A 22,307-nucleotide genomic window follows, 5' to 3' on the forward strand; every position below is an offset into this window, starting at 1 on the left:
TCGCTAACAGCGCGAGTGAAATCTGGGAATGAATTGCTATTCGTCACAGTAAGTGTATTATTGTGTACAATAAACAATTATAAAACAAACATCATTTATCTGGAAAACAGAAATGTTTTTATGTAGGAGCGTTGAAAGTAATGACCCAGTCTAATACACCTCAAGTAATAAAAAGCCAGAGAACCCCGTTTCCCAAAGCGTTTTACGTAGCCAATACCATGGAAATATTTGAACGTCTTTCCTGGTACGGTATTTATACCTTTCTCGCCGTTTACTTAACTAGTAGCAAAGGTCTCGGTCTTGAGCCGCAACAACAAAGCTTGATTATGGGGATCGGCACATTCCTGGTATATATTGTCCCTGTTTTTGCCGGTGCATTGGCCGATCGATTTGGCTACAAGACTATGTTTATTGCGGCCTTTCTTATTTTGGTTCCCGGATATTATTTATTAGGGCAGGCTGAATCATTTCTCAGTTTCTTCATATTTTTCCTGATGGTTGCCATCGGCGGCGGTATGTTTAAGCCGGTAGTGACCGGAACTGTTGGTCGCTCAACCGATGAGACCAACCGCGGCTTAGGCTTCGGAATTTTTTATATGATGGTTAATATTGGTGGAGCGCTCGGACCTATCGTTGCACAGTGGATTAAAGGGAATCTTGGGTGGTCCTGGGCATTCAGCATGGCTGCAATATGGATTGCTATTAACTTTATTCCGGCCATCTTTTTTTACCAGGACCCGGTGAAAGAATCTAAAGAAAAAAATACTAAAACAATATCTCAGGTTTTGGTTGAGATGCAGCAGGTGTTGGGCAATGCACGTCTTGCATTATTTGTTGTTCCTGCGTTGACTTTGTGTGCTTTGAAAGCGGGTAAGGTGTTTAACACTAACGAACTTTTGATTTCGTTTGGTATATTAATTGCGGTAAGTATTGTGTGGAATTTGCTGGCGAGTAAAAAAACAGATGCGCCCTGGTATTTACAGAAAATACGTTTGGGAAATAAACCATTTGTGATTTATCTGCTGATTCTTTCGGGTTTTTGGACCGTTTATAACCAGATTTTTTACTCATTTCCTTTATACGTTCAGCATTATGTTGATAGTTCAGATTTAATTCGAACTGCTGAATCAACCGGCAATAAATCTTTCGTTAATTATCTAACGGGAATAAAAACTGAAACGCTTACTCAGGATATCATTGCGGTTGCAGAACAGGTAGAAAGTTCTGATTCAACAAATGATGCGGAAGAAAAAGTGCAGCGTGCTTATATTCTGCTGAGCGAACTACAAATAAAAGTTCCTAAGGAAGAAATTTTGCCTGCGTTAGCGGAAGTTGAGCAAGCCGATAAAAAAGTGAGAGAGCAACTTGAAGTTCTTTTTAAAGGTTCGTCTGGTTATCGATTTGCTGAGTTTCGTAGCGTATTGGTGGCCTTGTCGAACGAACTGGTTACCGACAATGTGAGTGATTTATCGATACAGGCTCGTGCCGGTGAAAAGCTTCGAGAACTGGATATCAATATTCCTCAGAGCCAGGTTGTTGAAATCCTGAGAGCCATAAAAAATGCGACTGACACTGCCTCAAAATACGCCGTTAAGTGGGAACAGTTATACAAACAAGTCGATCCACAAACTATCCTGGTGTTAGAGTTTCTTGCGATTGTCTTTTTCCAAGTTTTGATTAGTCATTTTATTTCTCGCTGGCAGCCTTTACCAATATTGGTTGTAGGGACTGCGATTCTTTCTTTTGGATTGTGGGTGGGAGGATTTAGTCACATGTTAGTATTCGGCGGCTTTTTCGCCGCGACATCGGTAATTATTTTTGCGCTTGGAGAAATTGTCACGTCTCCGAAAAGCCAGGAATATGTTGCGTCATTTGCGCCGCGGGAAAATGTCGGGATGTACATGGGGTATTATTTTGTTTCGATTGCGCTAGGGAATTTATTTGCAGGAATATTAAGTGGTTCGTTATACGATAGTTTGGTAATTCAAGCGGGAAGTCCAAATTTGTTCTGGTCTGTTTTCGGCGGATTGGGACTGTTGACGGCGGTCGCTTTTCTGATTTTCAATCGCACCATGGTTCATCAGTTAGCGAGCAATGAAGAAAGTGAAATCGATTCAAAGGAAGACATTGCTACTCAGTCTTGTTGAGATAGCAAATGATGTGGTTGAAACAAAAAACTATCTGGTTGAAACAATAAGTGAGCTGGGTGAAATTATAATTGAACTGGTCGAAAAAAAGGGGGGAAGTTTGAACTTCCCCCTTTGGCTTCCTTATTAAAGAATTTCTTTTTTAAAGGACTTCTTTAATAACATCTTCTCTTTAACAACATCTTCCCTTTAACACAATTTTATGGATTGGCTTTTAAATTCAAAGTCACTCCGGATGACGTACTATATCCGTATAGATCAATATGCCAGGTTCCTGCCGAAGGTGTGTTGAAGGTGCAGGTCTCGCTATTACCCCAACGATATGGACGGCAATCATACTGACTGAGCGTTGACTCAGCGCCGAAACGAACGTATAAATCAACGTCTCCTGAGCCACCTGATGTTGAGATAGTCATGGTCGAATAGCCGGCTGGCAGGTCGTAGGTGTAACGTGTCCATTGACCTTGAGAAACAGAAATATTTGAGACGGTTTCGTCAATCGGGTCATTACCCGGGGGGTTGTTGTCATCATCATAACTTCCTTTGAGTGTTACACCAGAAAAGCTGCTGTAAGCTTTTAAGCGAACGTAATAGGTGCCGCCTGTTTGTGTGCCGGTGCATGATTCGTTGTTACCATTGCGATAGGGGCGACAATCATACGAGCTGTCGGTTGGTGTCGAACCAAACTTAACATAAAGGTCTGCGTCACCACTTCCACCACTGATTTCAAATTTAATATTGGTTGCGCCTGATGGAACTTCCATGGTGTAGACTACATCCTCTCCCTGATTTTTACTCAGGTTAGACACAGGCACGCCATTTTTAAGGATGTTATCTCCAGGCGGTGGTGGCGGTGGCGTGTCACCGAAGCGCGAGTATGCGAGCAAATTCGGCGATCCTTGCGGATTACTAACGGCGTTTGTGGTTGCAGCGTCTTTGATTGCCTGTTCTACCTGGCTGGGGCTAGCATTAGGACTGCCTGCGAGATAAAGCGCGGCAATTCCTGCCACATGTGGGCTTGCCATTGAAGTTCCGCTCATCGTGGTTGAACCGCCCGATTGAGAGGTTGAGGTGATATTAGAGCCCGGCGCAAAAATATCGACACAGTTGCCGTAGTTTGAGAAAGAAGAACGCGAGTCACCGTTGGCGGTTGATGCAACGGTAATTGCTTTTGGTGCTCTGGCCGGTGAGTAATTACAGGCACTCCTATTGTCGTTACCTGCGGCAACCACGGTTACAACTCCTGCGTCAACCAGACTACTGGTTGCGTTATCGACTGAACTAGACGCGCTGCCACCAAGACTCATGTTTGCCACGGCGGGCTTACTGTGGTTGTTGGCAACCCATTCGATTCCGGAAATAATCGCTGAATATGATCCTGAGCCTTGGCAATCAAGCACTCTGACGCCGTAAACTTTCGCGCCTTTTGCGACTCCCCAGGTAGCGCTGGCGACAGTACCGGCAACGTGCGTGCCGTGACCCTGACAGTCGCTGGAATTGCTATCGTTGTCAATAAAATCATAACCGTTATAAACACGACCGCCGAAATCAGAATGGTTGTTAACGCCGGTGTCAATGACATAGACATTCACGTTGGAAGCGGAAGTGTCATAAACGTATTTGCTATCTAAAGAACTGCTTCTTTGGTCAACCCGATCCAGACCCCAGGTTGGATTGTGTTGGGTGTCGTTGATCGAAACAATTTCATCGGGTTCAATGAAATCAACTAAGGGATTTTCTGCCATTTTTTTAGCGGTTGCTTCGTCCATTTGAAAAACAGCACCCTGTAACGCTGTTTTAAATGTACGGGTAGGAAGTGCATTTAAGTTTTCACTAAATGAAGCGACCGTGCGATCAATGACAGCGGAGACACTGCCACTGTTAAGTGTTTGCGCACTTTGGCTTAATGCATCACTTTTAAATACAACGATATATTGATCTTGAATAACATTGTCTGGGTTGGAAGGGGATTTCAGTTCGCCAGCGTGAGTTAGCGGTGCGTGAACTAGAGGGATGCTCAGCATGCCGATAGCTAGAGCTACTTTTGATAGTCTCATTTGTGCTTCTCCTTATTGGGTACCCAATTTTTGAGTTGGGAATATTTTGTTATTGAAAGTCAGTTGGACAAAACTACAACTTTAAGTTTTGATTGTTTTTTTACTTCTTGTTACGTCGAGATTTTGCTACTTTTTCCTTTCTTTATTTTTACTCCGTTATTTTAATTGAGAACCAGGAGCCTCCTAAATTTGTGACAGCTCGCAACAATTAATTCGCATCTTAAGTGTATCTGAGATGCGGCTTGAGGTTATTATATTATTTTCTGAAATACAAGAGGGAAGGTGCTAGAATATCTCTAAATTTACTGTGAAATATTTACATATTCATTCTGGAGATGGTGTACACTCAACCAGATCTAAATGATTTAGTTCCAATAAATTATCGGTTTAATATCTATTGATTCAATATGTTATGATTACCCGCTAACAACGAAAACTTTCAATTTGTATTAAGGATTGAACTTACATGGCTTTAAGGGAAATCGATCTAGTTCAGGTTCGGAGAAGTGGAGAGCATTTCAAAAAAACTCTCAGAGAGATATTTGAGCATATCCCGCGTACCGCACACTCAATAGCAGGATTAGCCCGCTGGACAGGTGTCAATAAATCAACTTGTCAAAGGTTGGTTCAAGCGTTGACGAAAAGTGTTGATGGAATTGATGTCATTATCACACTGCCAGGCCCTGGTGGACTCAATCAGATAAATTCCAAGTTCAAAAAATTAATCAACGATCAGGAATCTCTGAGTAATTTTGCGCAAATGGTTGGTGAGTATGAAAATTTAATTTTCGATTATGCCACCAGTCAATCGGAACTTAAGCGCATACTTTTACAATCGCAAGCACAGGGAGCGGGAACGAAAGACTCTTACACTCGCAAGCTTCGCAAAGTGGCCTATGAAACAAATCGCGAAATTAGCGGTGAGACAGTGGATCTCTATGTTGCAATCCATGTTTTAAGAGTTAATAAAGATGATGATTCTTATCTGGATGAGTTGGTGGTTGCCAATCGGGTAGGTGTCGAGTTGTCTCGTAATGCACGACCTTTTGTTCAAGCATTTAGTGGAAACCAGAAAGCAATTACCGTCACCAAACCTGTTTCGGTTAACAGCACAAACATTCACGAAAAAGTGACCAATGAAAGTGGCGAATATCTACTCGAAGATTTTTCAACGATGGATATTGAGAGTTGTTTTTCGGGCGTCGGCAGCCTTAAAAATAGTTTGATCTATAATCACACTTTGGCACCGGTAGATAGTAAAAAGTTTGATATTTCAGTTGTCTTTTTAGATTACAAAACTCAGCGTAATCCAATCCAACATGAGCATAAGATCTTTTGTCAAAGTCTGATGCAAAGAAGCCCGGCAAAACGAATTTTTATGCTGTCGCTGATCGAAAAGGAACTTGATCGAGCCAGTACCATTCAGTCTGGTTGTTATCCTTCGAGTATCAAAGCTCACGAAATTGGTCATAATCCTGAAGATTTATGGAGCGAGCGGTTTTCTGATTCTGCTGAAATCAAATTATTTAAACCAACGGAAGAAGGCATCGGTACAAAATCAAATATTCCTCATATTGATGCTTTGATGTCGCAGGTGTTTGAAATTTTGGGCGATGATCCTGCTCGATACATTGGCTATCATTTAGATTTGGATTATCCATTGTGGTTAACCAGCCAACGAATTTATTACGACTTCTCTTAATTTTCAGCAAAAAACTGGGCAGCAAAAGCTGCCCAGTTTTACTTTCGATTTGCAAAGTTTGAGTGGTATATCAGTTAAGGTGTTGCTTTAATACTTAAAGTAACACCTGACACACTGGAATACCCATAGAGGTCAATATACCAGGTTCCCGCTGCCGGTGAATTAAACGTACAAACTTCGCTATTTCCATTTTTATAAGGGCGACAATCATATTGTGATAATGTTGATTGTGCGCCATGACGAACATAAAGATCGGCATCTCCGCTGCCACCGGAAATGGTTACTGTCATCTTGCTATATCCAGCAGATAGCGCTTGGGTGTAATGTTGCCACTGTGCCCGGTTAACCGATATATTATTGATCGTTTTATCAATAGGATCATTTCCCGGGGGGTTACCTCCGTCAGTGAAACTACCGGTAAGACTGACACCAGAGAAGGTATTGTAAGCCTTTACTCGAACATAGTAGGTGCCACCGGTTTGGTTACCTGTACAAGTTTCGCTATTGCCATTTTTATAGGGGCGACAATCGTAGCTCGAATCAGTTGGGGCCGAGGCGAACTTAACATAAAGATCGGCATCGCCGCTGCCGCCGGTGATTTCAAATTTTACATCGGTTGCGCCAGTAGGAACATCCATGGTGAATGTAAGATCGTTTCCTGTGCTTGCGGATAAATTCGTTTTTGCGACACCATTTTCTAACACGTTATCACCCGGTGGTGGCGGTGGCGGGTTTCCGTCAGTGCTACCTTTGGCAAGTTCGGCAACATAAGCCACGGACAATTTGGCGAACTTGATCCCATGGCTTGGGTCGAAACTAGTATCGTTGCTAGTGTGAATCTGACGATTGCTATCATTCATAGCCGACTCGAATGGCATTGACGCAGCAAAACCCTGATTGTGCCACGAAGCATGATCAGAACAAGCGTAACCACATTGGTCAAAACCATAACTGACACCTGAAATATAAGTATCAATTAGTTGAGCCATAAATTGGTTTTGTCCATTGTTGGTGTAATCGGTCATAAAAACGATATCTTTATTGGCTGTTCCTTTTTTGCCGGTCATATCAAATTGCACAACGCCGATAACATTTTGCCCGTTTGATTTGAAACTTTGTGCAATTGCATTTGAGCCACGTAATCCAACTTCTTCAGCCGCATAGCCCATCAGTTTAATCGTTTTTTGTGGTTTGAAACCTGAAGCGACAATGGCTCGTAAAGTTTCTGTCAGTACCGAAATTCCTGAAGCATTATCATCGGCCCCCGGAGCGCGGCCACCAGAAGGGTTCGATTGGTTAATTGAATCGAGATGGCCACCAATGACGACGATTTCATTGGGATTGGTCGTGCCGGTAATGGTTGCAATCACTGAAGGTTGTTGCCAACTGTGATTGTAAAGTTCCACGCTGATGTCACTGCGTGAATTACCGATATTACTCCAGGTATTTTTTATCCAGTTTGCTGCGTCAGTTCCAGTTTGTTGGGTGTAGTAACGGTTGTGGTAGTTACTTAAAGCGTTAACGGTTGAAGACAGGTTTGATTGACTGAGTTCTGAAGTCAGTGCGTTAACGCCCTGTGGGTTATCAATCGTGTAGTTAACTGCAACGGCAGGCTGCAATTGAGCCGAGGAAGCGACAAATGCTTGCGCTTGCTCGAAGGATTCATGGAAAAAGAATCCACCGCAACGATTAAATTCATGGTGCATCAATTCGCTCAGTTGATCGATCTGTGACACAGGAATTTGCGCCACAACAATACTATCATCACTGGTATTATGAACATTCGCATATTGCAAATTAATTCTTGATTCAGGTTGTTTGTTGATTAAGCTCGCCGCGTCTGAGCCAATTGAAATCCAGGCTTTTTCGGCTGGTTGAATGGAGTGCTCAGATACGGTTGACGAGTTTAAAGTTTGAGTTTCGTTTTTGCCATTGGCAGTACTTAAAAAGACAACACTGCCAATGGTGATAAAAGTAACAAATAAATGTTTCATGGATCACCTGTTGACTAGTCGAAAGAAAATTAATTTATTTCAGAAAATTGCTTTTCTATAAATTGAATTTGTCAGACGAAATTTTAATTTTTGAAAATATTGAAGTGCGACAGGTAACGAGGAGCCGAAACCCCTCGTTATCGTTTTACTTTCTGTTTAAGGATTTGCCTGAAGGTTTAAAGTCACGCCGGAAGCGTTACTATACCCACGAATATCGATATACCAGGTACCCGCTGCAGGCGAATTGAAGCTACAGGTTTCATTGTTGCCATTTCTGTAGGGGCGGCAGTCATATTGAGACGTTGTTGACTGAGCGCCGTGCCGAACATAAAGATCAGCATCGCCACTGCCACCAGAAATAGTCACTGTCATAGTTGAATATCCGGTAGGCAATACCTGGGTATAGCGGCTCCATTGACCTTGATTAACTGAAATGTTGTTAACGGTATCGTTAATTGGCTCGTTGCCTGGAGGGTTGCCGCCGTCGTTGAAACTTCCGGTTAAACTCACGCCTGAGAAAGAGCTGTAGGCTTTAACTCTGACATAATAAGTACCGCCGGTTTGAGTACCGGTGCAAGACTCGCTGTTACCATTTTTGTACGGACGACAATCATAACTAGAGTCTGTTGGTTCTGAACCGAACTTCACGTAAATGTCAGCATCTCCCGATCCACCGCTCATTTCAAATTTGATATCGGTCGCACCAGCTGGAACATCCATGGTGAATTTCAAATCGTTACCGGTGGTAGCTGATAAACCGGTTTTTGCGACACCGTTTTCCAACTCATTACCACCGGGAGGTGGAGGCGTTCCGGGGCATTCTCCAACGCCCACTGCGCACCAGGCTGTTTCAACTGCCGCTTTTTCCGTAGCGCCATAAAGGTCTTGAGCCGCCTGTGCTGTTCCGGTTCTGGCTGCGGCAAAATTAGTGCTCTGATTGAAATAGGTTGTTAAAGCGCGATAAAAGATTTTTTCAGCTTTAGCAACGCCAATTGATGGAACTTGGGCGGTTGTTTTTCCTTTTGGATGAGTTCCACCGTCGACTAGTAATGAATAAGCTAAATTCGCTATTCCTGAATTCCAGTGAACGCCGCCGTTATCTTGAGAGCCTTGATAGCGATCAGGGTAGTAGTCTCTGGAGCGACCATCTTTTGTTGGATCATCCATATAACGCAATGCATCGCCGGGCGTATTTGGCGTGTACGCGCCGTCACCTAAAAGCCAGGCTGGAGATGATGTTCCGTTTTTATAAGCTTCAGCGGAAACGCCGATAATATCGGACATTGCTTCATTGAGTGCACCTGATTCATTTCGATAGATCAGCCCTGCCGTGAACTGGGTGACTCCATGAGTCAGTTCGTGAGCAATGATGTCAAAGTCGCCGGTTAAGTCGCCAAAGGTGTTACCGTCTCCATCACCGTAAAACATTTGATTTTGATACCAAACCGCGTTGTTCCATCGACTGCCAGTATGAACACTGGAAGTCATTGTCATACCGTTGTTGTTGATCCCATCTCGACCATGTCGGGACTGATAGTAATCATAAACCGTTGAAGCACCTGAGTGAGCTCTTTGCGCTGATGCGTCAGAGCAACTTTGCCCAGTTGAACACAGTAATCGACCAGGTGCCGCGCCGCTATTGTATGCCTGGTTGTCCATCGTATAAGTTTTATAAACTTTTGCGCGATGAACTTGAGGGTGTCGTGTGAGTTCCTGGTTAGTGTGCGCGTCAATAAAAACAATATCGTGTTCGAAACCATTAGCTGACTGATATTTTACGTCGAGCTTCCAGGCTAATTTTGCAGTGCCGGACTCTGGTAAGTAAACATAAGCCAGTTCTGGCTGACCATCTACATCTCCGAGTAAACTTGCAGCGTTTATCGCAGACTGGCCGCCATCATTACTTGAGGCCAATGCAGTAGTGATTGAAGGAGATGAATCGACTGCAAGTGTTCCGCTGATGGCGTAAACATTACCTGTTGTGTTCGAGCTGTTGATCGAGCTAACGCTAGTTTCTGAGTGAATAATTAAACTGCTGCCATAAACTTTTAGGCCATTAATGGTTTGGCTAAAGTGCGTATGACTTTTTCCCAGAGAATCGACCCATTGTCTTTTTATCTGAAAATCTTCGTTACCGGTATAGCCATAGTCAGCATTTGCAGACAGGATGTTTTTGAGAGATTGGACTGCCTTCGCTGAATTAATATCACCGAGATTTCCTGTAACGAATGACGGTGAACCGCTATTGGTTTGGTTTTTTATTTGCAGCGAGTCGACGTTATTAGCAGAAACGCCAAACGACAACGCGGTAAATGTTGCGCCGATGAGCATCGGCAGCGTTTTTATGTTGGTTTTGTAGTTCATTACCAGCTCCTTGATAAAAATTTATTGTTGTTTGTCGTTATTTATTTTCGTGGAAATAAATTTCCTGTTAACTTCCCTGAACGCAACAACTGCTGATAATGTTGACAACCATTCGTTGAACATTTTTAAATTAATAACAACGTTAAGTTATTGATTAAATTTTTAAAGTACACAGGATTTATCTGAGATGCATCTTGTGACGGCGGAGAGTTTAAAGGTGTGGGAAATGAAAAACCGTCGAGATGGTCACAAAAACTTCATAAGTTATCGGTAAGTGACAGTTAAAATTCACAGTGTTTTATTTTTTTATATGCAAAAAATTAATCTGTCAGCAAAAAAAGTTCCGCCAAAAAAAACAAGAATATAACTGTGTCTCAAATTCTAAAATTTTTTCAAAAACTAATTTTTGTTTATCTAACTAGTTCACATTAATTTTTAAAAATGGACTTAAAAAAAATTAGCCAAATTGTTTTTGTTTGTTAGTTTCAAATTTAAGTTACAGCAATGTTATTGAGTTGACGAATGAAAAGTGGAGAGGGAATATTGATTTTTGATAAAGTGATAACCAGTTACAACTCTGTGTTTAAGTGCTTCACTTTTTAAAATAACCAACTTCTCAGTATTTAGTTTGATTTTTTTCCTGTTAACCGTTTTGTCATTTTGGGATAGGGGCCATTTTCTTTCAGCCAGATATTAGCGAAGTGAAAACTAAACTCCTTGTTGTTAACTGAACCAATAAATTTTTCATTGTAGAAGAAATGGCAATGACCTTGATTGTCGATATGAAACATTATTTTGTCTCCATCATCAACGTCGGGCCAGATATCGCCTAATGATTTTAGCCAACGTAGTTTCTTGTCGTCGTCGATGTTAAACCGCTCCCACTGGGAAGCTGTTTCTTCTATTAAGTCATCACGACTAATTTCCCGGTTGTAAGATATTTTTATTAACAACGGGCTATTAAATACTGGGCCTGAGTTGGATTGGTATTGACCGGATGAACTATATAATTCTGCATCGTAAATATCCCAAAACCAGATAGTTAAATTCGCCTTGCCGACTAATTTAAGGTTTTCGGGGGGAGTAGGGGTGGACCAAACGGTCGTTGAAAGTAGTATTAATGTGAGCATTAGTACTTTATCAATTCGTTTCATTGGGCGTGATATTTCTCAATTTCAGCTTTATTAATTGGTTGATACGTTAAATTAATGATTTTGGATCAGTCGATTAATATCAGGGTTTGTTGATTTAAGAGCTTGAAAGTATGTGTCAAAAGGTGAGCTTAATTGCCACCGGCAGCATGGGCAGAGTGGATTTGGAGTGAGGAAACAGTGTGAAGAAATAAAGTATGAATTAGTCAGCCAATTTATGGCTGACTAGCGTAATAACTTGATAGGGCTTCGATATCTTCATCGGTTAGCATTTTGGCTTGTGCTGTCATTACTGCCGATTGTCCGCCTGAGCGTTCACCAGAACGATAAGATTTCAATATGGTAACCAGGTAAGCCTTGTTTTGCCCATTGAGTTTTGGGTAAACATCCATAATAGGCTTAGCGCCTGCGGGTCCGTGACAAGCTTGGCAAAGTGCAGCCTTCGCTGGGGCTTTTTCAGCACTCAAAACCGATTGTGAAGCGAAGCAGAAAGTAAGTAGAGCGCCTGTGAGTATTTTTGCGATTCTTTTCAAAGCTATTCTCCTGTCGAGCTAAAATGAGAGTCAATCCTCATTTTATGAGTTGCTTAGTTCATTCATTATAGATACTGGTGCTCTAATAACAAGCTATGAGGTATCAATATTGAATAAGTGGTAAAGATAAAAGCCAGGTATTTCACCGTTTTCAGACAAGGATAATCTAAGTTGGTTGATGACCCTTCGCAGAGTTTGCTTCAATTATCAGGAAGTTGTTTGGTATTAGAGACATGATTCAGTTATAGTTTCTGTAGAAGCGATTCGAATAAAAAGGAAAATTAAACATAGGAAACATGTTATGCAAAAACTATATTGCTGTGAGAATCCATTAACCGCACGTCACTTAAAAAACATTCTTGAAAATAACGGAATCTCCTGTCTTATTAGAAATGAAAGCCTCCATGCTACCGCGGGGGAAGTACCCCCAATATTGGCGTGGCCTGAAATATGGGTGAATGATTCTGCACAATTCGAAAAAGCAGAGTTGTTAATTAATGAAGCTACTCGTGAGCGAAACAGCTCTACAGAAGAATGGCGATGTAATAATTGCAATGAAGTAAACGAAAGACAATTTGCTATTTGTTGGAAGTGCAGTGAAATGCGAAACGAATACTGATAACCATTGATATAAGATAAAATGGTTCAACTTTAAAACGCGAAAAAGTAACTTTCGATATTTGCGGATCGGGCTAATTGTTACTATGTTTATTAGTGGTATTAATCTCATCGTCAAATAGGACGTTATTGCCGATAGAGCCTTTCAAAAATAATGTAAGACTTGGTCGTTTCGGATTATGGTAAATCATCAAGAGCTAGCTTTTTTTTGCCGAGCATTTTTATTTGTTTTGGTTAGCTTATCGGTAACTACGCAAGTTAAAAGTCTCCCTCATTTTGCCGAAGTGGGTCGCCTGCCTATTCAAAATTTTAGTCCGGAAGACTATAAGGTTAGTAGTCACGATCAAAACTGGAACATCATCCAGAACTCGAAGGGATTGATTTATGTAGCTAATGGCAGTGGCGTGCTCGAATATGATGGGGTTTCATGGCGCCTCATTAAAGTTTCTAATTTAAGTTCTGTTTTTTCACTGGCGATTGACTCAGAAGATCGTATTTATGTAGGTGCTGAAAATGAACTTGGTTATCTTGAACCGAATTCACTTGGCGAGCTACATTATGTTTCAATGATGGAATATTTGCCGCCTGATGACAGGAATATAAATGTCGTATGGAAAATTGAAGTCTTAACACATGGCGTTTATTTTGGTTGCGATAAGTATTTGATCCGGTGGCATAAAGGAACAATGAAGTTATGGAAAACCGAGAAAATTTTTTCTGACCCTTTTGTTATTGAAGATAAGCTGTATTTACAGGATGGGCGTGCTCTTTTCAAGTTGGAGAATGATCAATTTTTCGAAGTTGCAAGTGGTGAATCGCCGGAGTATTCAAAATACACTATCTATGGAATGTTAAAAGCAGCAAAAGATGCTTACCTGGTTATTAGTGAAAAACAGGGAATTTTTCGCTGTCAAAGCACGGCTCCTCCAGAAAGCCCTTGTGTACCTTTTGCCTCGCATCTTACTCAATTATTTAAAAAGTTAGAACCATACAAATCAAAAACTCTTCCCAGTGGAATAATGGCCATTAGCACAAGAAAAGGAGGAGTCTTACTACTTAGTCCTACTGGGCAGTTGCTGAGGGTTATTAATGAAGCCGAAGGGTTACTAGATAACCGGGTATTTGCCATTTTTGTTGATAGGCAAAATGGACTTTGGCTGGGAACAAATAATGGGGTCTCTCGTGTCGATATTTCGGGTACTAATTCGCATTTTGATAAAAAGAACGGGTTGATTGGCAGCGCCAATTCTATTGCTCGGCATAAAGGACGTCTGTTTGTTGGGACCTCGACCGGAGTCTATTTATTAAAATCTGGCGTTAATGGAGAAGCCTCTCGCTTTGAAAGATACACGGATATTCCGGGGAACTGTTGGGCGTTGTTATCGACTGAGCAGGGTTTAATTGCAAGTTGTAACAGGAGGGTTGTCAATCTGGACACACAGCGAGTGATCAGGGGGAAGGGGCGTTTGGTATATCGATTACTTCGCTCTAAGAACAATCCTGCTCTTATTTATATGGGGCTTGAAAATGGGTTAGGTTTATTACGCCTGAAAGATCGCTGGACGTTTCAAAAGCAAATTAAAGGGATAGGTTCACCAGTACGTTCTTTAGCTGAGGATCTTCACAATCGTGTATGGATGGGGACTTCGGCTCACGGTGTGCACATGTTTGACCCAAATGCTGCTCAGCATGGTCAGAGTAAAATACAACATTTTGGTACTGCCGAGGGGTTTGGCAATAAGTGGTCTAAAGTTGTTGAGATAGCGGGCCGAGTCCAAATCTACGCTAACCAGCGAATTTATGACATCTCAAATAATCCCATTTATCCAGTGAGTATCACACTCGATACTACTTTTAGTAAGTGGCTTCAAGGTGGCGCTAACAAAGTGACAGAGGATACGGCTGGAAGAGTCTGGGTTGCGGCGAAGAGAAAATCTGGCATAGCGGTACCAAAAAAAAATGGCGGGTATACCTGGATTCCTACGCAACTCCGATATTTTCAGAATAGAATTTACGGGATGATATACGCTGAGCCGAATGGGACCGCCTGGGCATTGGGAAGAAATAAGGGAGTAGTTCGATTAACTCTACCTAAAATAATAAATGATGTCACAACTGATAGCCAGCCCAAATACCCAGTCTGGATCCGCAGAGTATCAAACTCATCCAATAAAACTCTAGTTGGAGGGAATTACAACACGACTAATGATAACTTAGCCTTTTCATACGAGAACAATGCATTACGCTTTGCCTTTGCTGCTCCCATTTATGAAGCATCAGAACTCGTTCAATATCGAACTTGGTTGGAAAATTTTGATAAGTGGTCCAATTGGAGTGAGGAAACACAAAAGGACTACACCAACTTGAGTGAAGGTGAATATACTTTCCATGTTCAAGCCAAAGATGTGTATGACAGGATAAGCGATGAACATACCTTTTCTTTTGAGATTCTCCCACCTTGGTATCGCAGTTGGTGGGCGTGGAGCGTATATATTCTTTTGATTGTCGGACTAATCTGGGCCGCTTTTTATTTGCGTATGCGTAGTCTGCAATTAAATAATAAACGGCTGTCTGGGGAGGTCAAACGTCGTACCATTGAATTGGTTCGTGCCAGGGATGAGGCCGAAGCCGCCAATCGCACGAAAAGCATATTTCTAGCCAACATGAGTCATGAATTACGCACTCCGCTCAACGCTATTCTCGGGTTTTCCGAGCTTTCCGGGCGGGACCCTGCCGTTCCTGAACATATTTGTGATTACCTGGGGACCATTCGTCGTAGCGGCGAACATTTGCTCGATTTAATCAATGGTGTGTTGGATATGGCGAAAATTGAAGCAGGACGAACCACTTTTGATGCATCGTCATTTGACCTGCACTCAATGCTTCATACCATACAGGACATGTTTCGTCTTCGCACTGAGACTAAAGGAATTGCACTCAATTTTGAGTGCGTTGAGAGCAGCCCCAGGGCAATTAAAACAGACGAGCGAAAATTACGTCAGGTATTGATTAATTTGTTGTCGAATGCAGTGAAATTTACGGTCAAAGGAGGCGTCACATTAACTGTCTGTTACAGTCACGAACAATCTGAACGAATCAGTTTTGAAGTGAAAGATACAGGGCCAGGGATTCCGGAAAAAGAAAAGGACCTGTTGTTTAAACCTTTCGGCCAAACTGGAGTCGGTCGAAAAGCCAGTGAAGGAAGTGGCTTGGGGTTGGCAATCAGCAAAGAGTTTGTAGAGTTAATGGGCGGGAAATTTAAGGTCACTAGCGAGGTGGGCAAGGGGAGCTGTTTTGCGTTTGAGATCGATATTGAACTAGCCAAGCTGGATGATCTGGAAGATCATGTTAACAGACGCCGTGTTATCGGTTTAGCTGAAGGAGAGCGGCGTTATCGAATTTTAGTGGTTGATGATAGTCCTGATAGTCGTGCGGTACTGAGTAAGTTGATGTCTGAAGTAGGATTTGAAGTCCGTGAAGCATCTGATGGTCAGGAAGCGATAGTTCTTTGGAAAAAGTGGAGTCCGGATTTAATTTGGATGGATATGCAGATGCCAGTCATGGATGGTTATGGTGCCACAGCGGAAATTAAAGAAACGCAGAAGGGTCAGGAAACAGTCATAATCGCTTTGACCGCTAGTGCGTTTGAGGAAGACCGTTCCATGGTACTTGGTGCCGGGTGTGATGATTTTATGCGAAAACCTTTTCGGGTTGATGATTTGTATGAGGTGATGGCGGGGCATCTTGGGGTGAAGTTTATATATGAAGTGCCTTCAACATTGCCTGAGCAGGCGTCAAAACCTTTATCGAAGGAAGATTTATCAGGGCTTTCACATACTCAGCTGATTTCCTTACATGAGGCAGCCATCAGCGGCGATATTGATCAGTTGGAGCAATTGAGTGATGAAATTGGTCAAACTAATTCGGCACTGGCCGGGCAACTGAATGCGATCATTGGTCAATTTGAATTTGAGCCGATCATTGAGGCTACTACCGCTTTAAGTAGTGAAGAAAAATAATTGAAGAGTGCGTGAGTTTTTAAATTTCATTTAGAGAAAATATCATCAGTGTTTATCACTGAGTTGTTTTAGTTGTGTCTTTGTTTCAATCCACCTGGACATAAACTGAGTGCTTTTCATTGTATGGTGTCTGAGCATTGCACCAGTAAAATTATTTTTCCGGTGTTGATCCAGATTCTCTTGAATTTTAGTGATTCGATTGAGCAGACTTTCACCAAGAATATCTCCATTGTAGCGACTGGCTAAAATATCCTTCGCCGTGGTTTGACTGTCAACCCATTGTTCCTCATTTTGATATAGCCTGATAGCCGCTTGGGCAATTTCCTGCGGTGTATTTGCGACTATACCCGGCCACGAAAAATGCCCCGTCATTCCTTCTGCGCCGATTGCTGTAGTAACACTCGGCGTACCGACAACCATGGAGTCAATCAACTTTCCTTTGATACCCGCGCCAAATCGTAAAGGCGCCAGGCAGACTCTCGCATTCGCTAAAACCTCGAACGCATCTTCCGCCCAACCTTTGACTAAAAAACCGGTTTTTGTATTGTTAAGGGCTGTTGCTTTTTTCGGCGGATATGAACCGAAAATATGCAGCTCTGCCTCGGGGATTTCTTTTCGAATTAAGGGCCAGATTTCCTGCAGGAATAAAACAGAATCCCAGTTGGGGGCATGACGAAAGTTCCCGATAGTGACAAAGTTTTTTCGTTCGGAAAATGATTTGCTGCTGGGAGTGTCTTGCCTGGTATCTAACATAAATGGCAAGTGATGAATTAGCTCGCGATCGACTTTAAAAGTTTCGCTTAGTAGCTCCATTTCGAAATCAGAAATAATCAGTGAAAGATCGCTTCTCAAAATAGCCGCAATTTCTCGCTTGGCCAGATCGCTGAATAGATCTTCCTTCGCCATAGTTCGGTTATTTTTATGAGCATGCTGTCTCGCACCTCTCAGGCACTGCAGGTCTTCAGTATCAAGGATCCGCATGGCATTTGGGCAAGCCTGTTCAACGCGCCAACCGAATTGTTCTTCCATCATAAAACGATCGAATAAAACTAAATCGGGATTCAGCTCGCTCACAAATTTATCGAAACTAGAGTCATTCAACAAAATCTCAACGCTCTCGATATCCTCATCAGCAAGATTAATCATATGCTCGGTTTTCTGCGCCGGTGTAGAAAATACGACGGTCCAATTTTGCTTTTTAAATAATCTTAACAATGACAACATATGCGAGCCCGCCGCCGAAGATTTCGGTTCGGGCCAGACGTAGCCTATCACTAAAATTACACTGTTTTTTTCGAGATTCTGCATATTTTTATAAATTTAGTATTGCGCTAATTTTTTTACTGTCTTTTTCTGAAACCCCAGCAAGTTCTGCAAAGTATGTCCACTTTTCAACTGCGTTAATAACTTGTTCTGCGCAAGCTTTCGCTTCAACTTTGGGAACACCTAAAATACGCTTAGTGCCATCTATCTCGGAGGGTTTTGGCGGATAATTTGAGTAGTTAAAGCCTGCAGCATGGTATTCTCCGCGGTTTAAAGAAGGAACTAGATCATAGGCTGGAGATAACTGATATCCATTTCCACTATTCGACAGGCTGAAGTTTCTCTCGTGATCATCTATGTTATTAATGGCTCTGTTAAATAACATTAGCCTTAAGAGTTGTTTCACGTCATCCTGAATTTTGCTTGAATAGGTTTTTAGAATTTGCAAAATGTTGTCGTACTTAAACATGTTTCCAAAATCTATAAAACTAACCGGATCTTTTAACATCGAATTAATTGTGAGTAAATGCAACCTGGTATCGTTAGGTAAAAGATCGAATCTTTGTAGTAATAAAACGTCTCTTCCGTTGACGTCGGTCTGAATGAAACCGCCGTTAATATGAATACCTGCGTCTTTCGCCATCAACAAACAAGCTAGTTCGACTTTAGCATAATTAAATTCATCTCTCCGACTGTTAAATTTTGCCAGATATCCAATGTTGTTTTTGTGAATTAGGCTTTTGGGGCGAGCACCACCAACACCACCAGATCCGTCTCGCCACAAATGAATTAATTTTGCAGCTTCCAATTGAATTTTTAATTTAGGATTGTCGATCAGCTGAGCGGCATTTTCGGCATTAATCAGTTCTTGAAATTCAAGTCCAAGATCAAAAGTAGGCTTCTCACTTTCAGAGTCAATAGAGATTGCGCCAATATTACTTTTACTTACCAGGGACAAAATATCAATGACGCTGTTAGCGTTAAAGTTTTCCTTTTTTGAAATAGTCGCGGCGCGAGTGATCACTTTTCTTCCCCAGCGATCCGGCAGATAGTCATCTAGAAAACCAGGAAGATTGTTATTAATTGAAAATTGGTAGGCTGAATCAGTGAGTTTGAGTGCGATGGGGTCGATAGAAAATGCAGCCGGATGGTTTAAATATTCTGCACTGTATTTAAATCCTACACCATCGGTATTTCCGCCGAATTCTCTGACAACTAAAGTCCCACAATTTATCTTTCCGGTTGCAGGTGTATTGAGAGTGACCGTGTATTTTTCGCTTCGTCTAGTCATTAAACCAGTCGTCTTCTATCTTAAATAAGTTATCAAACTCGGATTCAATTCCTAATACACTTGAGGCTTTGTAGTATTGGTACATACCAACTGAAAGATCGCCTTTTTCCATTTTTTTATAAGTTGATAATCCAATTTCACACCGCGTTGCGAAAGCTGCCATCGTATCAAATGGAAACTTTTTCTTTCTGATCTGAGCCAGGTTTTTACCTAAATCATCCAAGTAAACGGTCATTATATTGACTTATTTTGCTAGTTTATCCTTAAATAGTCATTATATTGGCTGTTTTGATGATTGCAAGGTCTAAGTTTTCTGTTTTGGTAAAAGCAAATCTTTAAGAAACTTCCCTGTATAAGATTTTTTAACTTTAGCCACTTGCTCCGGTGTGCCTTCTGCAATGATTTGCCCACCTTTGTTACCGCCTTCCGGACCTAAATCAATAATCCAGTCCGCGGTTTTAATGACATCAAGGTTGTGTTCAATCACTAAGATAGTATTACCATGGTCGCGCAATCTGTGGAGAACTGCGAGTAGCTGTTTTACATCGTGGAAATGCAGCCCGGTTGTTGGTTCATCCAGAATGTAAAGCGTTTTCCCGGTATCTCTCTTGCTTAATTCTCGCGACAATTTAACTCGCTGCGCTTCACCACCTGAAAGGGTGGTTGCGGCCTGTCCTAGCCGAATGTAAGAGAGCCCCACGTCAATCAGCGTCTGTAGTTTTCTCGAGATAACTGGAATTGCGTCGAAGAACTGGCGGGCATCTTCGACGGTCATTTCCAGTACTTCGTGAATATTTTTTCCTTTGTAAGTTATTTCCAGCGTTTCACGGTTATAGCGTTTACTTTTACAAACGTCGCAGGGAACGTATATGTCTGGTAAGAAGTGCATTTCTACTTTAATTACGCCATCGCCCTGACAAGCTTCGCAGCGACCACCTTTAACATTAAAACTAAATCGGCCGGGTTTATAACCGCGAGAACGCGCCTCTTGAGTACCGGAAAATAGTTCACGAATGGGGGTAAAAATACCAGTATAAGTGGCTGGGTTAGAACGAGGCGTTCGCCCGATCGGACTTTGATCGATATCGACGACTTTGTCGAAAAAATCCATGCCCTCACAGCTTTCATAGGGTGAAGCGGTTAAGGTTGATGCTTTGTTTAATTCGGTTGCGGCAATTGGGTATAAAGTGTCGTTAACCAGTGTTGACTTACCCGAACCGGAAACACCTGTGACACAAGTAAAAACGCCGACAGGTAATTTAAGCGCAACGCTTTGCAGGTTATTACCCGTTGCACCACTCAGAACCAAATGTTGATCGTCAACGGCCGGTCGTCTCTTTTTAGGTATTTCGATTTTCTGTTTGCCGGCAAGGTATTGTCCAGTCAAAGACTTTTTGTTTTTTAAAATATCTTTGAGTTTTCCTTCTGCAACCACTTCACCACCGTGAACACCTGCGCCGGGTCCAATATCTAACACATGGTCTGCAGTGCGAATGGCATCTTCATCGTGTTCGACCACGACAACCGTGTTGCCCAGGTCTCGTAAATGGGTGAGGGTCTTGAGCAATCGCTCATTATCTCTTTGATGTAATCCAATGGAAGGTTCATCCAAAACATACATAACACCGACAAGACCTGCACCGATTTGACTGGCTAGTCGAATACGTTGTGCTTCTCCGCCGGAAAGTGTATCTGCACTTCGTTCCATTGACAGATACTCCAGCCCTACGTTCACCAGAAACTCCAGACGTGAACAAATTTCTCTCAGTATTTTTTCGGCTATTTTCCCGCGTTTACCAGGGAGTTTTAGTTTTTTAAAAAAGGTTAACGCCTCATCGATTGGCATGGTGGCAATACTAGGCAGGTTATTCTTTTTTATTAGAACATTACGCGCTTCGACTCTTAACCGGCTGCCATCACACGAAGGACAGGCTTGAGTGGTCATATATTTTTGCAGTTCTTCGCGCACCGCCATCGACTCAGTCTCGCGATAGCGTCTTTGCATGTTAGGGATAACACCTTCAAACTTATGATAGCGCGTCATCACATCACCACGGTCGTTGGCGTAGGTAAATTCGACTTTGGTTTTACCACTGCCGTTTAAGATAATGTTTTTGTGTTTCTTAGAGAGTTTCTGGTAAGGCTTTTCAATATCAAAGTCATAGTGATCAGCCAGGGAATTCAGCATATGAAAGTAATAAATATTGCGACGATCCCAGCCGCGAATGGCACCACCGGCTAACGACAGCTCTGGATTAACAATAATTCGGTCTGGGTCAAAGAACTGATCGACACCCAATCCATCACAAGTTGTGCAGGCACCAGCAGGGTTATTAAACGAAAAGAGTCGTGGTTCTAATTCGGAAAGGCTATGGCCACATTCAGGGCAAGCGAATTTAGCTGAAAAAAGAATTTCTTCCAGATCGGAATCATCATCCATTGGTGCAATCGTTGCTAGCCCATCGGTGAGTTCTATGGCAGTTTCAAATGATTCAGCGAGACGTTGTTTCAGATCTTTACGAACTTTAAAGCGATCAACAACCACTTCAATGGTGTGTTTTTTGTGTAGTTCGAGTTTTGGCGCTTCGCTCAATTCGTAAGTTTTTCCATTGATGCGGGCGCGGATAAAACCCTTTGCCTGGAGTTCTTCAAATAGCTGAACATGTTCACCTTTACGATTTCTCACTACAGGAGCGAGCAGCAAAAGCTTGGTACCGGCAGGCAAGGATAAAGTGTGATCGACCATCTGACTAACGGTTTGCGCTTCTAATGCAAGCTGATGTTCAGGGCAGTAAGGTGTGCCGACTCGGGCGAATAACAGTCGAAGGTAATCGTAAATTTCAGTGATGGTCCCGACTGTTGAGCGAGGATTGTGTGAAGTTGACTTTTGTTCAATGGATATTGCAGGCGAAAGACCTTCGATGTGCTCCACGTCGGGTTTTTCCATTAAGGACAAAAATTGACGCGCATAAGCTGATAGTGACTCAACATAACGCCTTTGACCTTCGGCGTATAATGTATCGAATGCTAGTGAAGATTTACCTGAACCGGAAAGACCGGTAATGACAATTAACTTGTCACGTGGCAGTGTGACATCAATATTCTTCAGATTGTGAGTTTTTGCGCCGCGAACTTCTATGTGATCCATGAGCTATCTTGTATAATGCC

13 protein-coding genes are annotated in these 22,307 nt (G+C 42.2%); 4 read left to right on the top strand and 9 right to left on the bottom strand.

The genetic code is table 11. From position 1 onward, the window contains the following. The first annotated feature begins 140 nt into the window (after positions 1–140). Complete coding sequence (locus FLL46_RS02300) at positions 141–2,147, top strand: MFS transporter (RefSeq protein ID WP_142891796.1); 2,007 nt, start codon at positions 141–143, stop codon at positions 2,145–2,147. Between the two features lie 200 nt (positions 2,148–2,347). Here the strand turns inward: FLL46_RS02300 and FLL46_RS02305 are convergent, their stop codons facing one another. Continuing rightward, positions 2,348–4,204: a S8 family peptidase gene (locus FLL46_RS02305; protein WP_142891797.1), complete on the bottom strand. Its 1,857-nt coding sequence runs from the start codon at positions 4,202–4,204 to the stop codon at positions 2,348–2,350. Positions 4,205–4,670: 466 nt separating this feature from the next. On the opposite strand from FLL46_RS02305, the gene FLL46_RS02310 reads away from it, so the two are divergent. Beyond that, positions 4,671–5,906 carry a hypothetical protein gene (locus tag FLL46_RS02310; RefSeq protein WP_142891798.1) on the top strand — a complete coding sequence of 412 codons (1,236 nt, stop codon included), beginning with the start codon at positions 4,671–4,673 and terminating at the stop codon, positions 5,904–5,906. A gap of 74 nt (positions 5,907–5,980) precedes the next feature. Here the strand turns inward: FLL46_RS02310 and FLL46_RS02315 are convergent, their stop codons facing one another. From FLL46_RS02315 to FLL46_RS02330, 4 genes are all read right to left on the bottom strand, one after another. Next, a complete protein-coding gene (locus tag FLL46_RS02315; protein WP_142891799.1) occupies positions 5,981–7,900 on the bottom strand; it encodes a M28 family metallopeptidase in 1,920 nt (639 codons plus the stop codon). Between the two features lie 156 nt (positions 7,901–8,056). Further along, the gene (locus tag FLL46_RS02320) at positions 8,057–10,264 is read right to left on the bottom strand and encodes a M4 family metallopeptidase (RefSeq protein ID WP_142891800.1); all 2,208 of its coding nucleotides are present in this window, start codon (positions 10,262–10,264) and stop codon (positions 8,057–8,059) included. A 623-nt stretch (positions 10,265–10,887) separates the two neighbouring features. After that, entirely contained in the window at positions 10,888–11,418 is a 531-nt protein-coding gene (locus FLL46_RS02325) for a chalcone isomerase family protein (protein WP_142891801.1), read from the bottom strand. A gap of 212 nt (positions 11,419–11,630) precedes the next feature. Next, complete coding sequence (locus tag FLL46_RS02330; protein WP_210418576.1) at positions 11,631–11,948, bottom strand: c-type cytochrome; 318 nt, start codon at positions 11,946–11,948, stop codon at positions 11,631–11,633. Between the two features lie 301 nt (positions 11,949–12,249). Between FLL46_RS02330 and FLL46_RS02335 the strand changes: the two genes are divergently transcribed. Both FLL46_RS02335 and FLL46_RS02340 read left to right on the top strand, forming a co-directional pair. After that, on the top strand, positions 12,250–12,567 hold the full coding sequence (locus tag FLL46_RS02335) for a putative signal transducing protein (protein WP_142891802.1): 318 nt from the start codon (positions 12,250–12,252) through the stop codon (positions 12,565–12,567). Between the two features lie 178 nt (positions 12,568–12,745). Further along, on the top strand, positions 12,746–16,585 hold the full coding sequence (locus FLL46_RS02340; RefSeq protein ID WP_142891803.1) for a hybrid sensor histidine kinase/response regulator: 3,840 nt from the start codon (positions 12,746–12,748) through the stop codon (positions 16,583–16,585). A 45-nt stretch (positions 16,586–16,630) separates the two neighbouring features. Here the strand turns inward: FLL46_RS02340 and FLL46_RS02345 are convergent, their stop codons facing one another. The 4 genes from FLL46_RS02345 to uvrA form a co-directional block, all read right to left on the bottom strand. Then, the gene (locus tag FLL46_RS02345) at positions 16,631–17,860 is read right to left on the bottom strand and encodes a glycosyltransferase (protein WP_246119251.1); all 1,230 of its coding nucleotides are present in this window, start codon (positions 17,858–17,860) and stop codon (positions 16,631–16,633) included. Positions 17,861–17,897: 37 nt separating this feature from the next. Beyond that, positions 17,898–19,139, bottom strand: coding sequence for a type II toxin-antitoxin system HipA family toxin (locus FLL46_RS02350; protein ID WP_142891805.1), 1,242 nt, complete (start codon positions 19,137–19,139; stop codon positions 17,898–17,900). Continuing rightward, complete coding sequence (locus tag FLL46_RS02355) at positions 19,132–19,374, bottom strand: helix-turn-helix domain-containing protein (RefSeq protein WP_142891806.1); 243 nt, start codon at positions 19,372–19,374, stop codon at positions 19,132–19,134. The genes FLL46_RS02350 and FLL46_RS02355 overlap by 8 nt, the downstream gene beginning before the upstream one ends. A gap of 69 nt (positions 19,375–19,443) precedes the next feature. Beyond that, positions 19,444–22,287, bottom strand: coding sequence for an excinuclease ABC subunit UvrA (gene uvrA, locus FLL46_RS02360; protein WP_142891807.1), 2,844 nt, complete (start codon positions 22,285–22,287; stop codon positions 19,444–19,446). Positions 22,288–22,307 lie beyond the last annotated feature (20 nt).

It is taken from the genome of Aliikangiella coralliicola, assembly GCF_007004725.1.
GTDB classification, from domain to species: Bacteria; Pseudomonadota; Gammaproteobacteria; order Enterobacterales; family Kangiellaceae; genus Aliikangiella; species Aliikangiella coralliicola.